This window comes from Mycobacterium shimoidei, assembly GCF_900417275.1.
Classification (GTDB): Bacteria; Actinomycetota; Actinomycetes; order Mycobacteriales; family Mycobacteriaceae; genus Mycobacterium; species Mycobacterium shimoidei.
Window position 1 is genome coordinate 2,302,000 of record NZ_UEGW01000001.1, and the last position, 13,886, is coordinate 2,315,885.

Below are 13,886 nucleotides of genomic sequence, written 5' to 3' on the forward strand. Positions count from 1 at the left end.
CATGTCAACGCTTGTGCAGGCGCTGATCAGTACTGGCCCGCCCGCCGACCGGGCCGACGCAATGGCGCTTTACGGATGGCTGGTCGGGTGCTGGGACGTGGATGTCACGGCCTATGGCGATGACGGCGCGCGCCGCGTCACCGGCTGGATGGTCGCGGACTGGGTGCTCGACGGCCGGGCCATCCAAGACGTCTGGCACGCCGAAAACATGTTCCACGGGACCACGCTGCGGGTGTATGACCCGGCCATCGACGCCTGGCACATCCAGTGGACCGAACCGCAGTTAGGAGTCCGGCTCACCCAGCTGGGCCGCGCCGATGCCGCCGGCATCGTGCAGGACGGCACGCTGCCCGACGGCACCGACATTCGGTGGAGCTTCCGTGACGTCGCCGCGGACTCGTTTCGCTGGTGCGATGAACGCAGCCGTGACGGACGGGACTGGCAACTACGCCAGGAGTACCGGGCCCGTCGAGTGTCGGGACACTAGGCCGACGCTCGCAGCTCCCTGGCAGCGGCAACCAGGTTCTTCAGCGACGCGCGCACCTCGTCGGGGTTGCGGGTCTTCAGACCGCAGTCCGGGTTGACCCAGAGTCGCTCAGCCGGCACGGCTTTCAGCGCCGCACGCAACGACTTGATGATCTCGTCGGTGCTCGGCACCCGCGGGGAGTGGATGTCGTAGACGCCGGGCCCCACGCTGTTGGCGAAGCCGACCGAGTTCAGGTCGTCGAGCACTTCCATGTGCGAGCGGGCGGCTTCGATCGAGGTGACGTCGGCGTCCAAGTCCGCAATGGCCCCGATCACCTCGCCGAACTCCGAGTAGCACAGGTGGGTGTGGATCTGGGTGGAATCCGAGACCCCCGATGTCGCCAGCCGGAACGCGCCCACCGCCCACCGCAGGTACTCCTGCTTGTCGGCGTCGCGGAGCGGCAAGAGTTCGCGCAGCGCGGGCTCGTCGACCTGGATGATCCCGATGCCGGCCGACTGAAGGTCGACCGTTTCGTCGCGGATGGCCAGCGCAACCTGATTGGCGGTGTCGGCCAGCGGCTGGTCGTCGCGCACGAACGACCAAGCCAGGATCGTCACCGGACCGGTGAGCATGCCCTTGACGGGCTTGTCGGTCAGCGACTGCGCATAGGTGATCCACTCGACCGTCATCGGGTGGGTGCGGGCGACGTCGCCGTAGAGGATCGGCGGGCGCACACAGCGGCTGCCGTAGGACTGTACCCAGCCGTTTTGGGTGGCGAAGAACCCGTCGAGTTGCTCGGCGAAGTACTGCACCATGTCGTTGCGCTCCGGTTCGCCGTGCACCAGCACGTCGAGGCCGAGATCCTCCTGCAGCTTGATGACCTCGGCGATCTCGCGCTTCATCCGCTTCTCGTATTCCTCGCGGTCGATTTCGCCGGAACGCAGCGCCGCGCGCGCCTTGCGGATCGCCGAGGTCTGCGGATACGAGCCGATCGTGGTGGTCGGCAGCGGAGGCAGGTGCAGGCGCGCGTTCTGGGCCTCGCGGCGCTGAGCGGCCGGGCCGCGCTCGGTGCCGCCCGACTTGGCGATCGACTCGATGCGGGCGCGCACCTGGTTGTTGTGCAGTCGCGGATCCGAACGGCGTGATTCCAGCGCCGCATTGGACGCGGCGATCTCATCGGCCACCGCGTCGCGGCCGTCGCGCAGCGCACGTGCCAGCACGGCCACTTCGTGCACCTTCTCGGCCCCGAAGGCCAGCCAGCTGCGCAGCGCGGCGTCCATGTCGGTTTCGGGCTCCAGCGAGTACGGCACATGCAGCGTTGAGCACGAGGTCGAGACGGCGAGCGCTTTGACCGACCCGAGCAGGCTGGCGAGTCGGCCCAGCGCCGCCTCCAGGTCGGTGCGCCAGACGTTGCGCCCGTTGACGATTCCGGCCACCAGCACCTTGTCGGCGAGTTCGGGCACCGACGCGATCGAGGAGTCCGAGCCGCGCACCAGGTCTACGCCGATCGCCTCGACGGGGGTGCGGGCCAGTGCGGGCAGTGCAGCGCCCGGATCGCCGAAGTAGGTGGCCACGTGGATCGCCGGCCGGTTGTCGAGTGATCCCAGCGCCGTGTACACCTTCTCGGCCAGCGCGGGCGCGTCGGCGTGGATGTCGGTGACCAGTACCGGCTCGTCGAGCTGCACCCAGCCGGCACCGCCCGCGGCGAGCTGCCCGAGCAGCTCGGCGTAGAGCGGGACCAGCTCGTCGACCCGCTCGATCGGTGCGCCGGCGCCGTCGACGGCCTTACTCAGCAGCAGGAATGTGATCGGCCCGATGATCACCGGACGAGCCGGAATCCCTTGCGATAGCGCTTCTTTGAGCTCGGCAAGCACCTTACCCGCGTTCAGGGTGAACGTGGTGTCCGGCCCGATTTCCGGCACGATGTAGTGGTAGTTGGTGTCAAACCACTTGGTCATCTCCAGCGGCGCTATCTCGTCGGTGCCGCGAGCCGCCGCGAAGTAGCGGTCCAACTCGTCGGACACCGACTCGACCCGGGCCGGCAGCGCGCCGAGCAGTACCGCGGTGTCGAGCATCTGGTCGTAGTAGGAGAACGTGTTCACCGGCACCGAGTCCAGCCCGGCCTCGGCCAGTTGCGCCCAGGTATCGCGACGCAGCTGTGCGGCGACGGACTCCAACTCAGCGCGGCTGGTTCGTCCGGCCCAATAACCTTCCGTCGCGCGTTTGAGCTCGCGGCGGGGGCCGATGCGCGGAGAGCCGGTGATGGTGGCGGTAAAGGGTCTAGCGATCACGTGTATGTCCTTCACTCGACGTGAGGGTCATCGCCAGTTGGACGCACGGCACATACAACCGTTGCGGCCGGACGCCCATTCCACGAGGCGATGAGCCCGCCGGACGCGGCGCGTCCGGCCCAGCCGGCAGGTCTTCGGACTCGCAGGCGCGCACCGCGGTGGTGCTCCTACTGGCCGTCGCTTCCCAGTCCCGGTTCGTGCTTGGACCAGTGCTGATGACGGCGGTCGTTCCTGCATACCGCTGCGGGACAGTCCCGGATTCTCACCGGAGTTCCCTCTCGCAAGACACCAATGACCTGTCTTGCTCGATGCCGACACGCGTGCCGGCAGACCAGCTGTGCAGCAAAGATTACCTTTCCGCGGTCAGCGGCCCGCCAGCGCCTCGGCGATCGGCACCCCGCCGGCGTTGAAGTCGATCGTCCGACCAATCGTCGACCCGTCGGCCAGCGCCGCAGCCGCGACCAATGCGACGTCTTCCCGGGAAACCTCCCCGCCCGCCGCCCCGACGGCGATGCGCCCGCTGGCCGGCTCCAGCGTGAGACGGCCCGGCCCGAGAATCGTCCAGTCCAGGTCGCTGGCCCGCAGGTGGGCATCGGCGGCGGCCTTGGCCTGTGCGTACGGGAAAAACGGATTGTCTTGCGACACACCGTGGTCCGGTCCGGCGCCGAAGTAAGACACCATCACGAACCGGCGCGCGCCCGCCCGGCCGGCCGCGTCGATGACACGCATGGCGGCGTCGCGGTCGACGGCATAGGTGCGGGCCGGGTTACCGCCGCCGGCGCCGGCGGAGAACACCACGGCATCCTGGCCGGCCAACAGACCGGCCAGCGCATCGGTGTCCAGCTGCTCGATATCGGCGCGGACCGCACGAGCACCGCTCGCCCCCACGTCGTCGGTGTGGTCGGGGTTGCGGAACACCGATGTCACCTCGTCGCCCCGTTCGGTCAGGATCCGGGCCAGGTGTAGCGCCACCTTGCCGTGGCCGCCGACAATGACGATGCGCGCCATGGTTGCGACGCTACCCGCGGTTTCAGCCCCCCGCCGCGAGTCGACTAACGGGTTGGTCAACAATCGAGGCACAACCTCTTTCGTAAGGAGAACTCATGGCTGAAGCCGTCATCGTCGAGGCAGTCCGGTCACCGGTCGGGAAACGCAACGGTGCCCTGTCCGGGGTGCACCCCGCGGACCTGTCCGCGCAGGTACTCAACGGGCTGGTGGAGCGGGCCGGCATCGACCCCGGGCTGGTCGAGGACGTGATCTGGGGATGCGTCATGCAGGCCGGCGAGCAGGCGCTCGACATCGCCCGCACCGCGCTGCTGACCGCCGGCTGGCCCGAGACCGTGCCCGGTGTCACCGTCGACCGCCAGTGCGGGTCTAGCCAGCAGTCGGTGCACTTCGCCGCGGCCGGTGTGATCGCCGGTCACTACGACGTCGTCGTCGCCGGCGGTGTGGAGTCGATGTCGCGGACCCCGATGGGGGCGTCGCTGGCCAACGGCGGACGGCCCTACTCGCAGGCGTTCTTGGACCGCTACGACGGCGCGATCCCCAACCAGGGCATCGGCGCGGAGATGATCGCCGAGCAGTGGGGATTCGACCGCACCGCACTCGACGAGTTCTCGCTGGGCTCCCATGAAAAAGCCGCGGCGGCACAGGATTCCGGTGCGTTCGACGACCAGATCGTGGGCATCAAAGATCAGGACGGCAACGTGGTGCTCAAGGACGAGGGCATCCGGCGCGGCACGACGATGGAAAAGATGGCTCAGTTGAAGCCGGCGTTCAAGGAAGACGGCGTCATCCACGCGGGCAACTCCAGCCAGATCTCCGACGGCTCGGCCGCGCTGCTGTTCATGTCGGCGGAGAAGGCGAAGTCGTTGAAACTCAACCCGATTGCCAGGGTGCACACCGCGACGCTCGCCGGCGCCAACCCGGTGATCATGCTCACCGCACCGATCCCGGCCACCCAGAAGGCGCTCAAGCGCTCCGGTTTGAAGCTCGAGGACATCGGGGTGTTCGAAGTCAACGAGGCGTTCGCGCCGGTGCCGCTGGCCTGGCTGAAGGACATCGGCGCCGACGAGAAGAAGCTCAACCCCAACGGCGGCGCGATCGCGCTCGGCCACCCGCTCGGCGGGTCGGGTGCCCGGATCATGACGACGATGCTCTACCACATGCGCGACAAGGGAATTCGCTACGGGCTGCAGACCATGTGCGAGGGTGGCGGCCAGGCCAACGCCACCATCCTGGAATTGCTGTGACACAGACCGAAGCCGCGGCGCTCACCGAGCGCCGCGGCAACGTCTTGATCATCACCATCAACCGGCCGGAGGCGCGCAACTGCGTCAACGGTGCCGTCAGCATCGCCGTCGGCGACGCGCTTGAACAAGCGCAGCACGACGCCGACGTGAGGGCGGTGGTGATCACCGGTGCCGGCGACAAATCCTTTTGCGCCGGAGCCGATCTCAAGGCAATCTCGCGTCGGGAGAACATTTACCATCCCGACCACGCGGAGTGGGGATTCGCCGGCTACGTGCGCCACTTCATCGACAAGCCCACGATTGCCGCGGTCAACGGGACCGCGCTGGGCGGTGGTACCGAGCTGGCGTTGGCCAGCGACCTGGTGGTAGCCGAGGAGCGGGCGCAGTTCGGGCTGCCGGAAGTGAAGGTCGGGCTGATCGCGGGCGCTGGCGGGGTGTTCCGGATCGTCCAGCAGCTGCCACGCAAGGTGGGGCTCGAAATGCTGTACACCGGCGAGCCGATCAGCGCGGCCGATGCGCTCAAGTGGGGTCTGATCAACCAGGTCGTTCCCGACGGCACCGTGCTGGACGCCGCGCTGGCGCTGGCGCAGCGCGTCACGGTGAACGCACCCCTGTCGGTCCAGGCCAGCAAGCGAATCGCCTACGGCGCCGACGACGGCATCATCCCCGACGAAGAGGCGGCGTGGGCGCGCACCACCCGGGAGTTCGGCACGTTGCTGCGATCCGAAGACGCCAAAGAAGGCCCGCTGGCCTTCGCCGAGAAGCGTCCGCCGGTCTGGAAGGCGCGCTGAGTCAGCTCACCGCGGCGATCGCAAGCGCGGCGAAGCCGGGCGCAGCGGGTCGCCGTTAATCACCGCGGCGATCGCAAGCGCGGCGAAGCCGGGCGCAGCGGGTCGCCGCTGATCACCGCGCCAGCATGTTCACTGCCCCGCGGAACACCCCGGGAAGGGCGCTGGCCGCCGGCACGATGGCGTGGCGGGCCGGCCGCAGCGTGGTGCTCAGCACCAGCGTGCGGGTCAGCAGGCGGTAGTCGCGGGTGATGCGGTGCCACTGCTTCTGGTAGGACAGCGGATCGTCCTGCACAATTGCGCTCACCGCCGCGCCGGCCTGCTTGACCGCCAGGCTGATGCCCTCGCCGGTCAGCGCATCTTCGTATCCCGCAGCGTCGCCGACCAGTAGCACCCGTCCGGCGACCCGCCGGGAGACCACTTGCCGCAGCGGCCCGCAGCCACGGGCCCGGCCGCGATCGGCCCCGTGCAGGCGGTGTGCCAACTCGGGGAACCAGCCCAGGTCGGGCGGGTGCGACGACAAGATCGCCACGCCGACCAGATCCGGCTCCACCGGCGTCACGTACGCCTCGCCCCAGGGCGACCAGTACACCTCGACGAATTCCGACCAGACGGGCACCGAAAAGTGCCACCGTACGCCGTAGCGTCGCGGTCTACCGGCCACCGCCTTGATGCCGACGGCACGACGCACCGCCGAATGCAGCCCGTCGGCCGCCACCAACCACTTCGCGCGCACACCGGCTGCGCTCACGCCGGCCGCGTCCTGCGCGACATCGGTAACTCTCGTCGAAACCCATTCGGTGTCTTCCTGTTTGGCACGTGCAGCCAACGCTGCGTGCAGGGTGGTGCGCCGCACCCCGCGGCCCGGACCCCGGCGAAACCGCGCCTCGACGCGGTGATGCCCACTCAGATACGCGATCCCCTGAAACGGCACACCGGCCGGGTCGACGCCGAGCGATGCCAGTTCGGCCAGCCCGCCGGGCATCAACCCCTCACCGCAAGCCTTGTCGATCGGATCCGGCCGGGGCTCGGCCACGATCACCGAAAGTCCGTGCCGGCGAGCATGTAACGCGGTGGCCAGCCCGCCCGGACCGCCGCCGACGATCAGCAGGTCGGCATCATAGGTCAACGCGCCGCTCCTCATCGCTCGGCTCTGCATGGCCGCTGGCGCGGGCGCTCACGTGTAACCCAGCGCTTGGTTTTCCACCCGGAGCCGCACGGTGAGCAGCAGGGCGTTGACGACGGTGAAGGTGGCCGCCGTCAGCCATGCGGTATGCACCAATGGCAGCGCCACACCCTCGAGCACCACCGCGACGTAGTTCGGATGGTGCAACCAGCGGTACGGACCACGTCGCACCAACGGCGTTTCGGGCAGAACGATGACCAAGGTGTTCCATCGGCGGCCCAACGTCGTCACGCACCACCAACGCAGCGCCTGGCTCAGCGCCGCCAGGGCCAGCATCGGCCAGCCGAGCAACGCTATGAACGGCCGGTGCAACGCCCACACCTCGGCGACACAGCCGATCAGCAACCCGGCGTGCACGACAACCATCACCGGGTAGTGACCACGCCCGAATTCCCTGCCCCCATGGGCAAATGCCCACTGGGCGTTGCGTCTGGAGATGACCAGCTCAATCAGCCGTTCGATGCCGACCGCCAGGATCAGCAGGTAATACATCGCTACCAGCCGAGTAGCACGAGTTCCGAGCAGAACGCCGGGCCCATGGCGACCATCAATCCGTACGAGCCGGGCGGCGGTGGATCAGCCAGGTTGGCCCGCAGCACGTCGAGAACCGACACCGACGACAGATTGCCGTTGTCCCGCAACGAATTCCGGGTGTGATCGAGCGCGTTGACAGGCAAATCCAAGACGTTCTCGATTGATTCGATGACTTTCGGGCCGCCCGGGTGGCAGACCCAGGTCGTGATGTCGTCTGTGGTCAGCCCGTAATCGGCGAGGAATTTGCGGACGTCTTCGCCGAGGAACTTCTCGGCCACCGTGGTGACTTCGACCGACAAGACGATCTTGAAACCCTCGGTGCCGATCCGCCAGCCCATCACGTCTTCGGTGTCGGGGTAGATCCGGCTGCGGGTTGCCAGCACCCGTGGTCCTGTCGACTCCCGGTTGGCGCCTTTGGCGACGACGACGCCGGCCGCGTCGCCGAACAGGCTCGAGGCCACCATGTTCGCCACCGAATGGTCGCTTCGCTGGATGGTCAGCGAGCACAGCTCGACCGCCAGCAGCGCCGCGACCTGGTCTGGGTAAGCGCGCAAGTAGTCATACATCCGGGCGACCCCGGCAGCACCGGCGACACAGCCCAGCCCGAACAGCGGCAGGCGCTTGACGTCGGGCCGCAGCCCGACCCGGGTGGCCAGTCGTGCCTCCAGTGTCGGAACCGCGAGGCCGGTCACCGTCGTGGAAAAGATCATGTCGATTTCGGACGGTTTGACCTTGGCGGCGTCGAATGCTGCCAGCAACGCTTGTTCGCCGAGGTCCAGCGCGACGTCGAGGAAAATTTCGTTGGCCTCGGTGAAGCCGCTCAACTCGCCGTAACGCTCCAGCGGCACGGAGTGGTGCCGAAACTTGACTCCACTGCTGGCGCTGAATCGCTCGAAGTCGGCCCCACCGAACCCGGTCACCGCCGACGAGATGTTCTGCTGGCTGCTGTAGTGCGGCGGGAACACAACCTTCGCCGACGCGAGCGAAGGGCTTGTCGTCGCGTCGGGTACCGAAGCCCGCGGAGTCACCGGTGGCATGCTCTGATCGTATCCATGTAAGTAGTCACGTTGTTGACAGTTTGTTGGTTCAGCCTCAGGCAGAATGTGGTATTAAACACTAGTCAAATAGGCGCTGCGCGTAGCGAACTGGCCCTCCAAGCCACCGATTTACCAGCCCAGCAGTACGATTTCGGAGCTGAAACCCGGACCCATGGCGATCATCAAGCCGAACGAACCGGGCGCCGGTGGGTCGTCCATGATAGGCCGAAGTACGTCCAGCACCGACACTGACGAAAGATTTCCGTTGTCGCGCAGCGAATTCCGTGTGATGGTAAGAGCATCGCCGGGAAGCTCTAGCGCGTTTTCGACCGCGTCGATTACCTTGGGACCGGCGGCGTGGACTACCCACGCCGAGATGTCCGCGACACTCAGCCCATAGTCGCTGAGAAAATCCCGAACCTCCTCGCCGAGGTATTTCTCGACGACGGTTGCGATCTCCACCGACAAGACGATCTGGAATCCATAGCTTCCGATGTTCCAGCCCAACACGTCTTCGGTGTCAGGGTAAGTGCGGCTGCGGGAGGCGAGCACTCTCGGCCCAGTCGGTGACCGGGTGGCCCCGGTCGCGATGAGAGCTCCGGCGCCGTCACCGAACAGACTGGCCGCAACGAGATTTGCGATCGAACGGTCCTCGCGTTGCACGGTCAGAGAACACAGTTCGACCGCGAGCAGAGCCGCGACGTGATCGGGATAGCCGCGCAGGTAGTCATGCACCCGCGCCAGGCCGGCCGCGCCGGCGACACAGCCGAGTCCGAACAACGGGACGCGCTTGACGTCGGGCCGAAGACCTGTTCGCGCCATCAGCCGCCCCTCCAACGAGGGCACCGTCAGCCCGGTAACCGTCGTCGAAAATACGATGTCGACTTCGGATGGTTTGACCTTGGCGGCGTCCAATGCGGACAACAGGGCCTGCTCAGCCAGCTCGAGGGCAATATCCAGGTATGCGTCGTTGGCCTCTGTGAAGCCGTTCAGCGTGGAGTATTGCGACAACGGCAGCGCGAGCTGCCGGGCGGCAACCCCGCTGGTGGCGGCGAAACGCTCGAATTCCGGGCCCGCGAAGTCGGCCAGGGCTGCGATCACCTCGCCTTGGCTGTGCCGGTGGGGCGGAAATTCGACGGCGACCCCCGCGATGGACGGCGATCCCGTATTGGACGTCATCGCATCAATTACGGGTGTCGCCAAAGGCGCGCTGGGCAGCTGGCTATTCACGTCAATGACACGTCGTACACCGCCCGGGAGTTCAATATCGGTGCAACTACGGCGAATTCAACACCTGCCCAACTGACGTATGACTTCGGTAAACGTCGCTGCGGGGGTTCTCCTGCCGACGGTCGTTGCGATCGCTAGGTTGGGTGTGTGCGGATTCTTGTGACCGGCGCAACAGGCTATATCGGATCTCGCCTCGTCACAGCGTTACTCGCGGAGGGTCACCAGGTCGTGGTCGCCAGCCGCAACCCTCAGCGGTTGGGCGAATTCGGCTGGTGCGACGACGTGTCAGCCGTTCATCTCGACGCCTCCGAAGAGGCCTCGGCGCGCGCGGCATTGACCGTGGCCGGGCCCGTCGACGTCGTCTACTACCTGGTGCACGCGATCGGTCAGCCCGGCTTCCGGGACGCCGACCAGGTTGCGGCGACAAACGTCGCGGTGGCTGCCCGCGATACCGGCGTGCGGCGCATCGTTTACCTGGGCGGCTTCGTGCCCGACGGCGACAGCCTGTCCGAGCACCTGACCAGCAGGGCGGAGGTGGCCGCAGCGCTCTCCGTCGACGATGGCCCGGAGGTGGTGTGGCTGGGCGCGGCGCTGATCCTCGGAAGCGGTTCGACGTCGTTCGAAATGCTGCGCTATGTGGGCGATCGATTTCCGCTCATGCCGATACCGGAGTGGATGGAAAACCCGGTCGACCCGATCTCCATTCGCGACGTGCTGCACTACCTGATCGCGGCCGCCGACGGCGAGCGGGTGCCGGCGGGCGCCTACGACATCTGTGGCCCCGAAACCACGTCCTACCGCGAACTGCTGCAGACCTACGCCCGGATCTCCGGTCAGTGGCACACGGGTCTGCCGGTGCGCGGGCTGGGCACCGCGGTGGCCTCGCGGGTCACGGCGATCGCCCTGCCGGTGCCCGACGGGCTGGCCGCAGACCTGGTCGAGTCGCTGGATCATCCGATGCGTGCCGCCGGCCCGGGGCTGCGTGACCGGGTGCCCGACCCGCCCGGCGGCCTGCTCGGCGTCGAGGAAGCCATCGTGCGGGCGTTGTCGAGCCGCCGGCCCAAACCGGTCAACGCGCTGGCCGACCCGCATCACCTCGCCGACAGCGATCCGGAGTGGGCCGGCGGCGACGCGCTGCGCCTTCGCCGGCTCGCCCAGGCGGTGACCCCGCGCATCGTGCGGCCCGGTCTGGGCCTGGTGAACACCGTCCCGGGTCCAATCGCCGGTGTCGTGCGAACCGGCCTCGACATGCTGATCAGTGCGACCCCGAAGGTGCTCTTCGCATGACCGAAACCAGCGCAATAGCGGAGATCCGCCGTGCGATCACCAATGTCGCTGTGCCGCACCATGAACCACCGGCGGTCGTGCGCCGGCGGCGCATCGTGGTCGCCGTCGTATTGGTGGGCGGCGCGGTGGTGCTGGGGTTCTCGATGACACGACGCGCCGGTGAGCCAAGCTTCTACTGGCTGACCCTGGCGCTGAGCGTGCTGTGGGCGATCGGAGCGTTGGTCTCCGGGCCGCTGCATCTGGGTGGTATCTGCTGGCGGGGCCGCAACCAGCGCCCCATCATCACCGGCAGCGCCGTCGGCCTGCTGCTGGGCGGAGTGTTCGTGCTGGGTGGGCTGATTGCCCGGGAAATCCCGGCCGCCGCCGAATTGGTCACCCGCGTACTGCAATTCGCTGGTCAGGATTCGTGGCGGTTGGCGCTGGCGATCGCGTTGGTGGGCGCCGTCGCCGAAGAGATGTTCTACCGCGGCGCGCTCTACACCGCGCTGGGTCGCTATCACCCGTTGCTCATCTCAACTGCGTTGTATGTATGCGCCACCATGGCCAGCCAGAACCTGATGCTCGGATTCGCCGCGATCATCCTCGGCACCGTGTGCGCGTGGGAACGTCGCGCGACCGGGGGAGTGCTCGCCCCGATCCTGACGCACTTCATGTGGAGTCTGGTCGTGGTGTTGGCGCTACCGCCGCTGTTCGGGCTTTAACGTCTTTGCGCCCCCCTTGCGCGAGCGGGCGCAGTTGTACGGACTTTACGGCGTGTCGGCGTACAAACACGCCCGCTCGCGCCGAGGACCCGCTCGCGCCGAGAAAAGGGGGTGGCCCTCAGCGGTCGGTGAAGTTGGGTGGCCGGCGCTGCTGGAAAGCCGTTGCGCCCTCGATGAAGTCATGCGAGCGCAGCAGCACCGCCTGACCCTGTAACTCCCGGTGCAGGGCGGCCTCGAGTTCGCTGAGAGTAGCCGCGTTGATGGCCTGCTTGGTCTTGGCGAACGCCACCGCGGGACCGGCCAGCAACGCCTCGATGACCTTGTCGACCTCGCTGTCGAAGTCGTTGGCCGGGTACACCGCGCTGATCAGACCGGCGGCCAGCGCATCGGCGGCCGGCAGCCGTTCGGCCAGCAGTGCCATCCGCATAGCGCGCGCACGGCCGACGGCCGCGGCGACCAGCGCCGAAGCGCCGCCATCGGGCATCAGCCCGACCTTGGTGAAGGCGAGCATGAAAAACGCTGTGTCCGAAGCCAATACAAGGTCACACGCCAGAGCCAGTGACACGCCGACCCCGGCCGCGGGTCCCTGGACGACGGCCACGACGGGCCGCGGCAGCGCGGTGATCGCCCGCACCGCACGGTTGGCCTCGACGATGATGTCGGTCGCCGGTCCGCGACCGGAAACGTCGTCGGCGCTCATCCCCGCGCCGGAGGAAAAGCCGCGGCCTGCGCCGCCGAGCCGTACCACCTGCACCCGCGGGTCGGTAGCCGCATGCTCCATCGCCTCGGCGATGCCGGACAACACCGGCGTCGTCAGCGAGTTGAGGCTGTCCGGGCGGTCGATGGTCACCGACAGCACGCCGTTACAGAGCGTGACAGACAGGCCGGCGATGGGCGTCAGGGCGTCGATCGGCGTATCGATGGCGGTCATGGGGGACACCTTAAGTGACCGGGATGCAGCGGCCTTTGGTGCGGCTGCGAGGATGCCTGAGAAGTAGTCGTCGGGCAAGGAGGTCATAGATGGCGGGACCGCTGGCAGGGCTGCGGGTGATCGAGCTGGCCGGTATCGGGCCCGGCCCACATGCCGCGACGATCCTCGGCGATCTCGGCGCCGATGTCGTGCGCGTCGACCGGCCGCCGAAAACCGCAGCGAGCGGCACCGATCCGATGTTGCGCAACCGCCGGTTCGTCGTCGCCGACCTGAAGGCGGCCGAGGGCAGAGAACTTGTGCTCAAGCTCGTCGCCAAAGCCGACGTGCTGATCGAGGGATTCCGGCCGGGCGTTACCGAGCGGCTCGGCCTGGGCCCCGAGGACTGCGCGCGAGTCAACGAGCGGCTGGTGTACGCCCGCATGACGGGCTGGGGTCAAACAGGCCCGCGCAGCCAGCAGGCCGGCCACGACATCAACTACATCTCGCTGAACGGCGTGCTGCACTCGATCGGGCGGAAGGGCGAACGCCCCGTGCCGCCACTGAACCTGGTCGGCGACTTCGGCGGCGGATCAATGTTCCTGCTGGTCGGCGTCTTGGCCGCGTTGTGGGAACGACAGACTTCCGGCAAAGGGCAGGTTGTCGACGCGGCGATGATCGACGGGTCCTCGATGCTGGTGCAGATGATGTGGGCGATGCGCGGCATGGGCATGTGGACCGACGAGCGGGGCACCAACATGCTCGACGGCGGTGCGCCCTACTACGACACCTACGAATGCGCCGACGGCCGCTACGTCGCGGTGGGCGCGATCGAGCCGCAGTTCTATGCGGCGATGCTGGCCGGTCTCGGGCTCGACCCCGCCGACCTGCCCGCTCAGAACGACCGTGCCCGCTGGCCCGAGCTGCGCGCCCGGTTCACCGAGGTGTTCGCCAGCCGGGACCGGGACCACTGGGCCAAGGTGTTCGCCGACTCCGACGCGTGCGTGACGCCGGTCCTGGCGTTCGGCGAGGTGGAGACCGAGCCGCATGTCACCGAGCGCGGAACCTTCTATGACACCGGCGCCGGGCTGCAACCGCGACCGGCGCCGCGGTTCTCGCGCACCGTCCCCGACACCCCACGACCACCGAAAGAGCCCGGAGCCGACACCGAAGCCGTTTTGCGCGACTGGGTATAGTCGCCGACCGA

Annotated in this window: 13 protein-coding genes and 1 riboswitch; of the genes, 6 read left to right on the forward strand and 7 right to left on the reverse strand. The window is 67.7% G+C overall.

Annotated elements, in window-relative coordinates; all coding sequences use genetic code 11:
- Position 1 precedes the first annotated feature (1 nt).
- Positions 2–487 (forward strand): hypothetical protein, encoded by a 486-nt coding sequence (locus MSP7336_RS11345; protein ID WP_069397002.1) that lies wholly within the window; start codon positions 2–4, stop codon positions 485–487.
- On the opposite strand, the gene metE is transcribed toward MSP7336_RS11345, so the two are convergent.
- Positions 484–2,757, reverse strand: coding sequence for a 5-methyltetrahydropteroyltriglutamate--homocysteine S-methyltransferase (gene metE, locus MSP7336_RS11350; RefSeq protein WP_113963722.1), 2,274 nt, complete (start codon positions 2,755–2,757; stop codon positions 484–486). The genes MSP7336_RS11345 and metE overlap by 4 nt on opposite strands.
- Before the next feature lie 108 nt (positions 2,758–2,865).
- Positions 2,866–3,108: riboswitch (cobalamin riboswitch) on the reverse strand.
- Positions 3,109–3,120: 12 nt separating this feature from the next.
- Entirely contained in the window at positions 3,121–3,765 is a 645-nt protein-coding gene (locus MSP7336_RS11355; RefSeq protein WP_069397000.1) for an SDR family oxidoreductase, read from the reverse strand.
- Between the two features lie 95 nt (positions 3,766–3,860).
- Here MSP7336_RS11355 and MSP7336_RS11360 point away from each other — a divergent pair, with 95 nt between their 5' ends.
- On the forward strand, positions 3,861–5,009 hold the full coding sequence (locus tag MSP7336_RS11360) for a thiolase family protein (protein WP_069396999.1): 1,149 nt from the start codon (positions 3,861–3,863) through the stop codon (positions 5,007–5,009).
- Positions 5,000–5,800, forward strand: coding sequence for an enoyl-CoA hydratase-related protein (locus MSP7336_RS11365; protein WP_372507669.1), 801 nt, complete (start codon positions 5,000–5,002; stop codon positions 5,798–5,800). The genes MSP7336_RS11360 and MSP7336_RS11365 overlap by 10 nt, the downstream gene beginning before the upstream one ends.
- 112 nt (positions 5,801–5,912) lie before the next feature.
- On the opposite strand, the gene MSP7336_RS11375 is transcribed toward MSP7336_RS11365, so the two are convergent.
- The 4 genes from MSP7336_RS11375 to MSP7336_RS11390 form a co-directional block, all read right to left on the reverse strand.
- Complete coding sequence (locus MSP7336_RS11375) at positions 5,913–6,926, reverse strand: NAD(P)/FAD-dependent oxidoreductase (protein WP_244917448.1); 1,014 nt, start codon at positions 6,924–6,926, stop codon at positions 5,913–5,915.
- Positions 6,927–6,974: 48 nt separating this feature from the next.
- On the reverse strand, positions 6,975–7,475 hold the full coding sequence (locus MSP7336_RS11380; protein ID WP_069396996.1) for an isoprenylcysteine carboxyl methyltransferase family protein: 501 nt from the start codon (positions 7,473–7,475) through the stop codon (positions 6,975–6,977).
- A gap of 2 nt (positions 7,476–7,477) precedes the next feature.
- Positions 7,478–8,554 (reverse strand): type III polyketide synthase, encoded by a 1,077-nt coding sequence (locus MSP7336_RS11385; RefSeq protein ID WP_113963724.1) that lies wholly within the window; start codon positions 8,552–8,554, stop codon positions 7,478–7,480.
- A gap of 129 nt (positions 8,555–8,683) precedes the next feature.
- The gene (locus MSP7336_RS11390) at positions 8,684–9,733 is read right to left on the reverse strand and encodes a type III polyketide synthase (RefSeq protein ID WP_113963725.1); all 1,050 of its coding nucleotides are present in this window, start codon (positions 9,731–9,733) and stop codon (positions 8,684–8,686) included.
- 198 nt (positions 9,734–9,931) lie between these two features.
- Here MSP7336_RS11390 and MSP7336_RS11395 point away from each other — a divergent pair, with 198 nt between their 5' ends.
- Both MSP7336_RS11395 and MSP7336_RS11400 read left to right on the forward strand, forming a co-directional pair.
- The gene (locus MSP7336_RS11395; RefSeq protein WP_069396993.1) at positions 9,932–11,071 is read left to right on the forward strand and encodes an NAD(P)H-binding protein; all 1,140 of its coding nucleotides are present in this window, start codon (positions 9,932–9,934) and stop codon (positions 11,069–11,071) included.
- Complete coding sequence (locus MSP7336_RS11400) at positions 11,068–11,772, forward strand: CPBP family intramembrane glutamic endopeptidase (protein ID WP_069396992.1); 705 nt, start codon at positions 11,068–11,070, stop codon at positions 11,770–11,772. Before MSP7336_RS11395 ends, MSP7336_RS11400 begins: the two co-directional genes overlap by 4 nt.
- A 118-nt stretch (positions 11,773–11,890) precedes the next feature.
- On the opposite strand, the gene MSP7336_RS11405 is transcribed toward MSP7336_RS11400, so the two are convergent.
- Positions 11,891–12,703: an enoyl-CoA hydratase gene (locus tag MSP7336_RS11405; protein ID WP_113963726.1), complete on the reverse strand. Its 813-nt coding sequence runs from the start codon at positions 12,701–12,703 to the stop codon at positions 11,891–11,893.
- Between the two features lie 89 nt (positions 12,704–12,792).
- On the opposite strand from MSP7336_RS11405, the gene MSP7336_RS11410 reads away from it, so the two are divergent.
- The gene (locus tag MSP7336_RS11410; RefSeq protein ID WP_113963727.1) at positions 12,793–13,875 is read left to right on the forward strand and encodes a CaiB/BaiF CoA transferase family protein; all 1,083 of its coding nucleotides are present in this window, start codon (positions 12,793–12,795) and stop codon (positions 13,873–13,875) included.
- Positions 13,876–13,886: the final 11 nt, after the last annotated feature.

Bases quoted from the DNA above. Each gene is read 5' to 3' on its own strand.
- MSP7336_RS11345 (WP_069397002.1), top strand. From the start codon at position 2: ATGTCAACGCTTGTGCAGGCGCTGATCAGTACTGGCCCGCCCGCCGAC.
- MSP7336_RS11355 (WP_069397000.1), bottom strand. From the start codon at position 3,765: ATGGCGCGCATCGTCATTGTCGGCGGCCACGGCAAGGTGGCGCTACAC.
- MSP7336_RS11360 (WP_069396999.1), top strand. From the start codon at position 3,861: ATGGCTGAAGCCGTCATCGTCGAGGCAGTCCGGTCACCGGTCGGGAAA.
- MSP7336_RS11380 (WP_069396996.1), bottom strand. From the start codon at position 7,475: ATGTATTACCTGCTGATCCTGGCGGTCGGCATCGAACGGCTGATTGAG.
- MSP7336_RS11385 (WP_113963724.1), bottom strand. From the start codon at position 8,554: ATGCCACCGGTGACTCCGCGGGCTTCGGTACCCGACGCGACGACAAGC.
- MSP7336_RS11390 (WP_113963725.1), bottom strand. From the start codon at position 9,733: ATGACGTCCAATACGGGATCGCCGTCCATCGCGGGGGTCGCCGTCGAA.
- MSP7336_RS11400 (WP_069396992.1), top strand. From the start codon at position 11,068: ATGACCGAAACCAGCGCAATAGCGGAGATCCGCCGTGCGATCACCAAT.
- MSP7336_RS11405 (WP_113963726.1), bottom strand. From the start codon at position 12,703: ATGACCGCCATCGATACGCCGATCGACGCCCTGACGCCCATCGCCGGC.
- MSP7336_RS11410 (WP_113963727.1), top strand. From the start codon at position 12,793: ATGGCGGGACCGCTGGCAGGGCTGCGGGTGATCGAGCTGGCCGGTATC.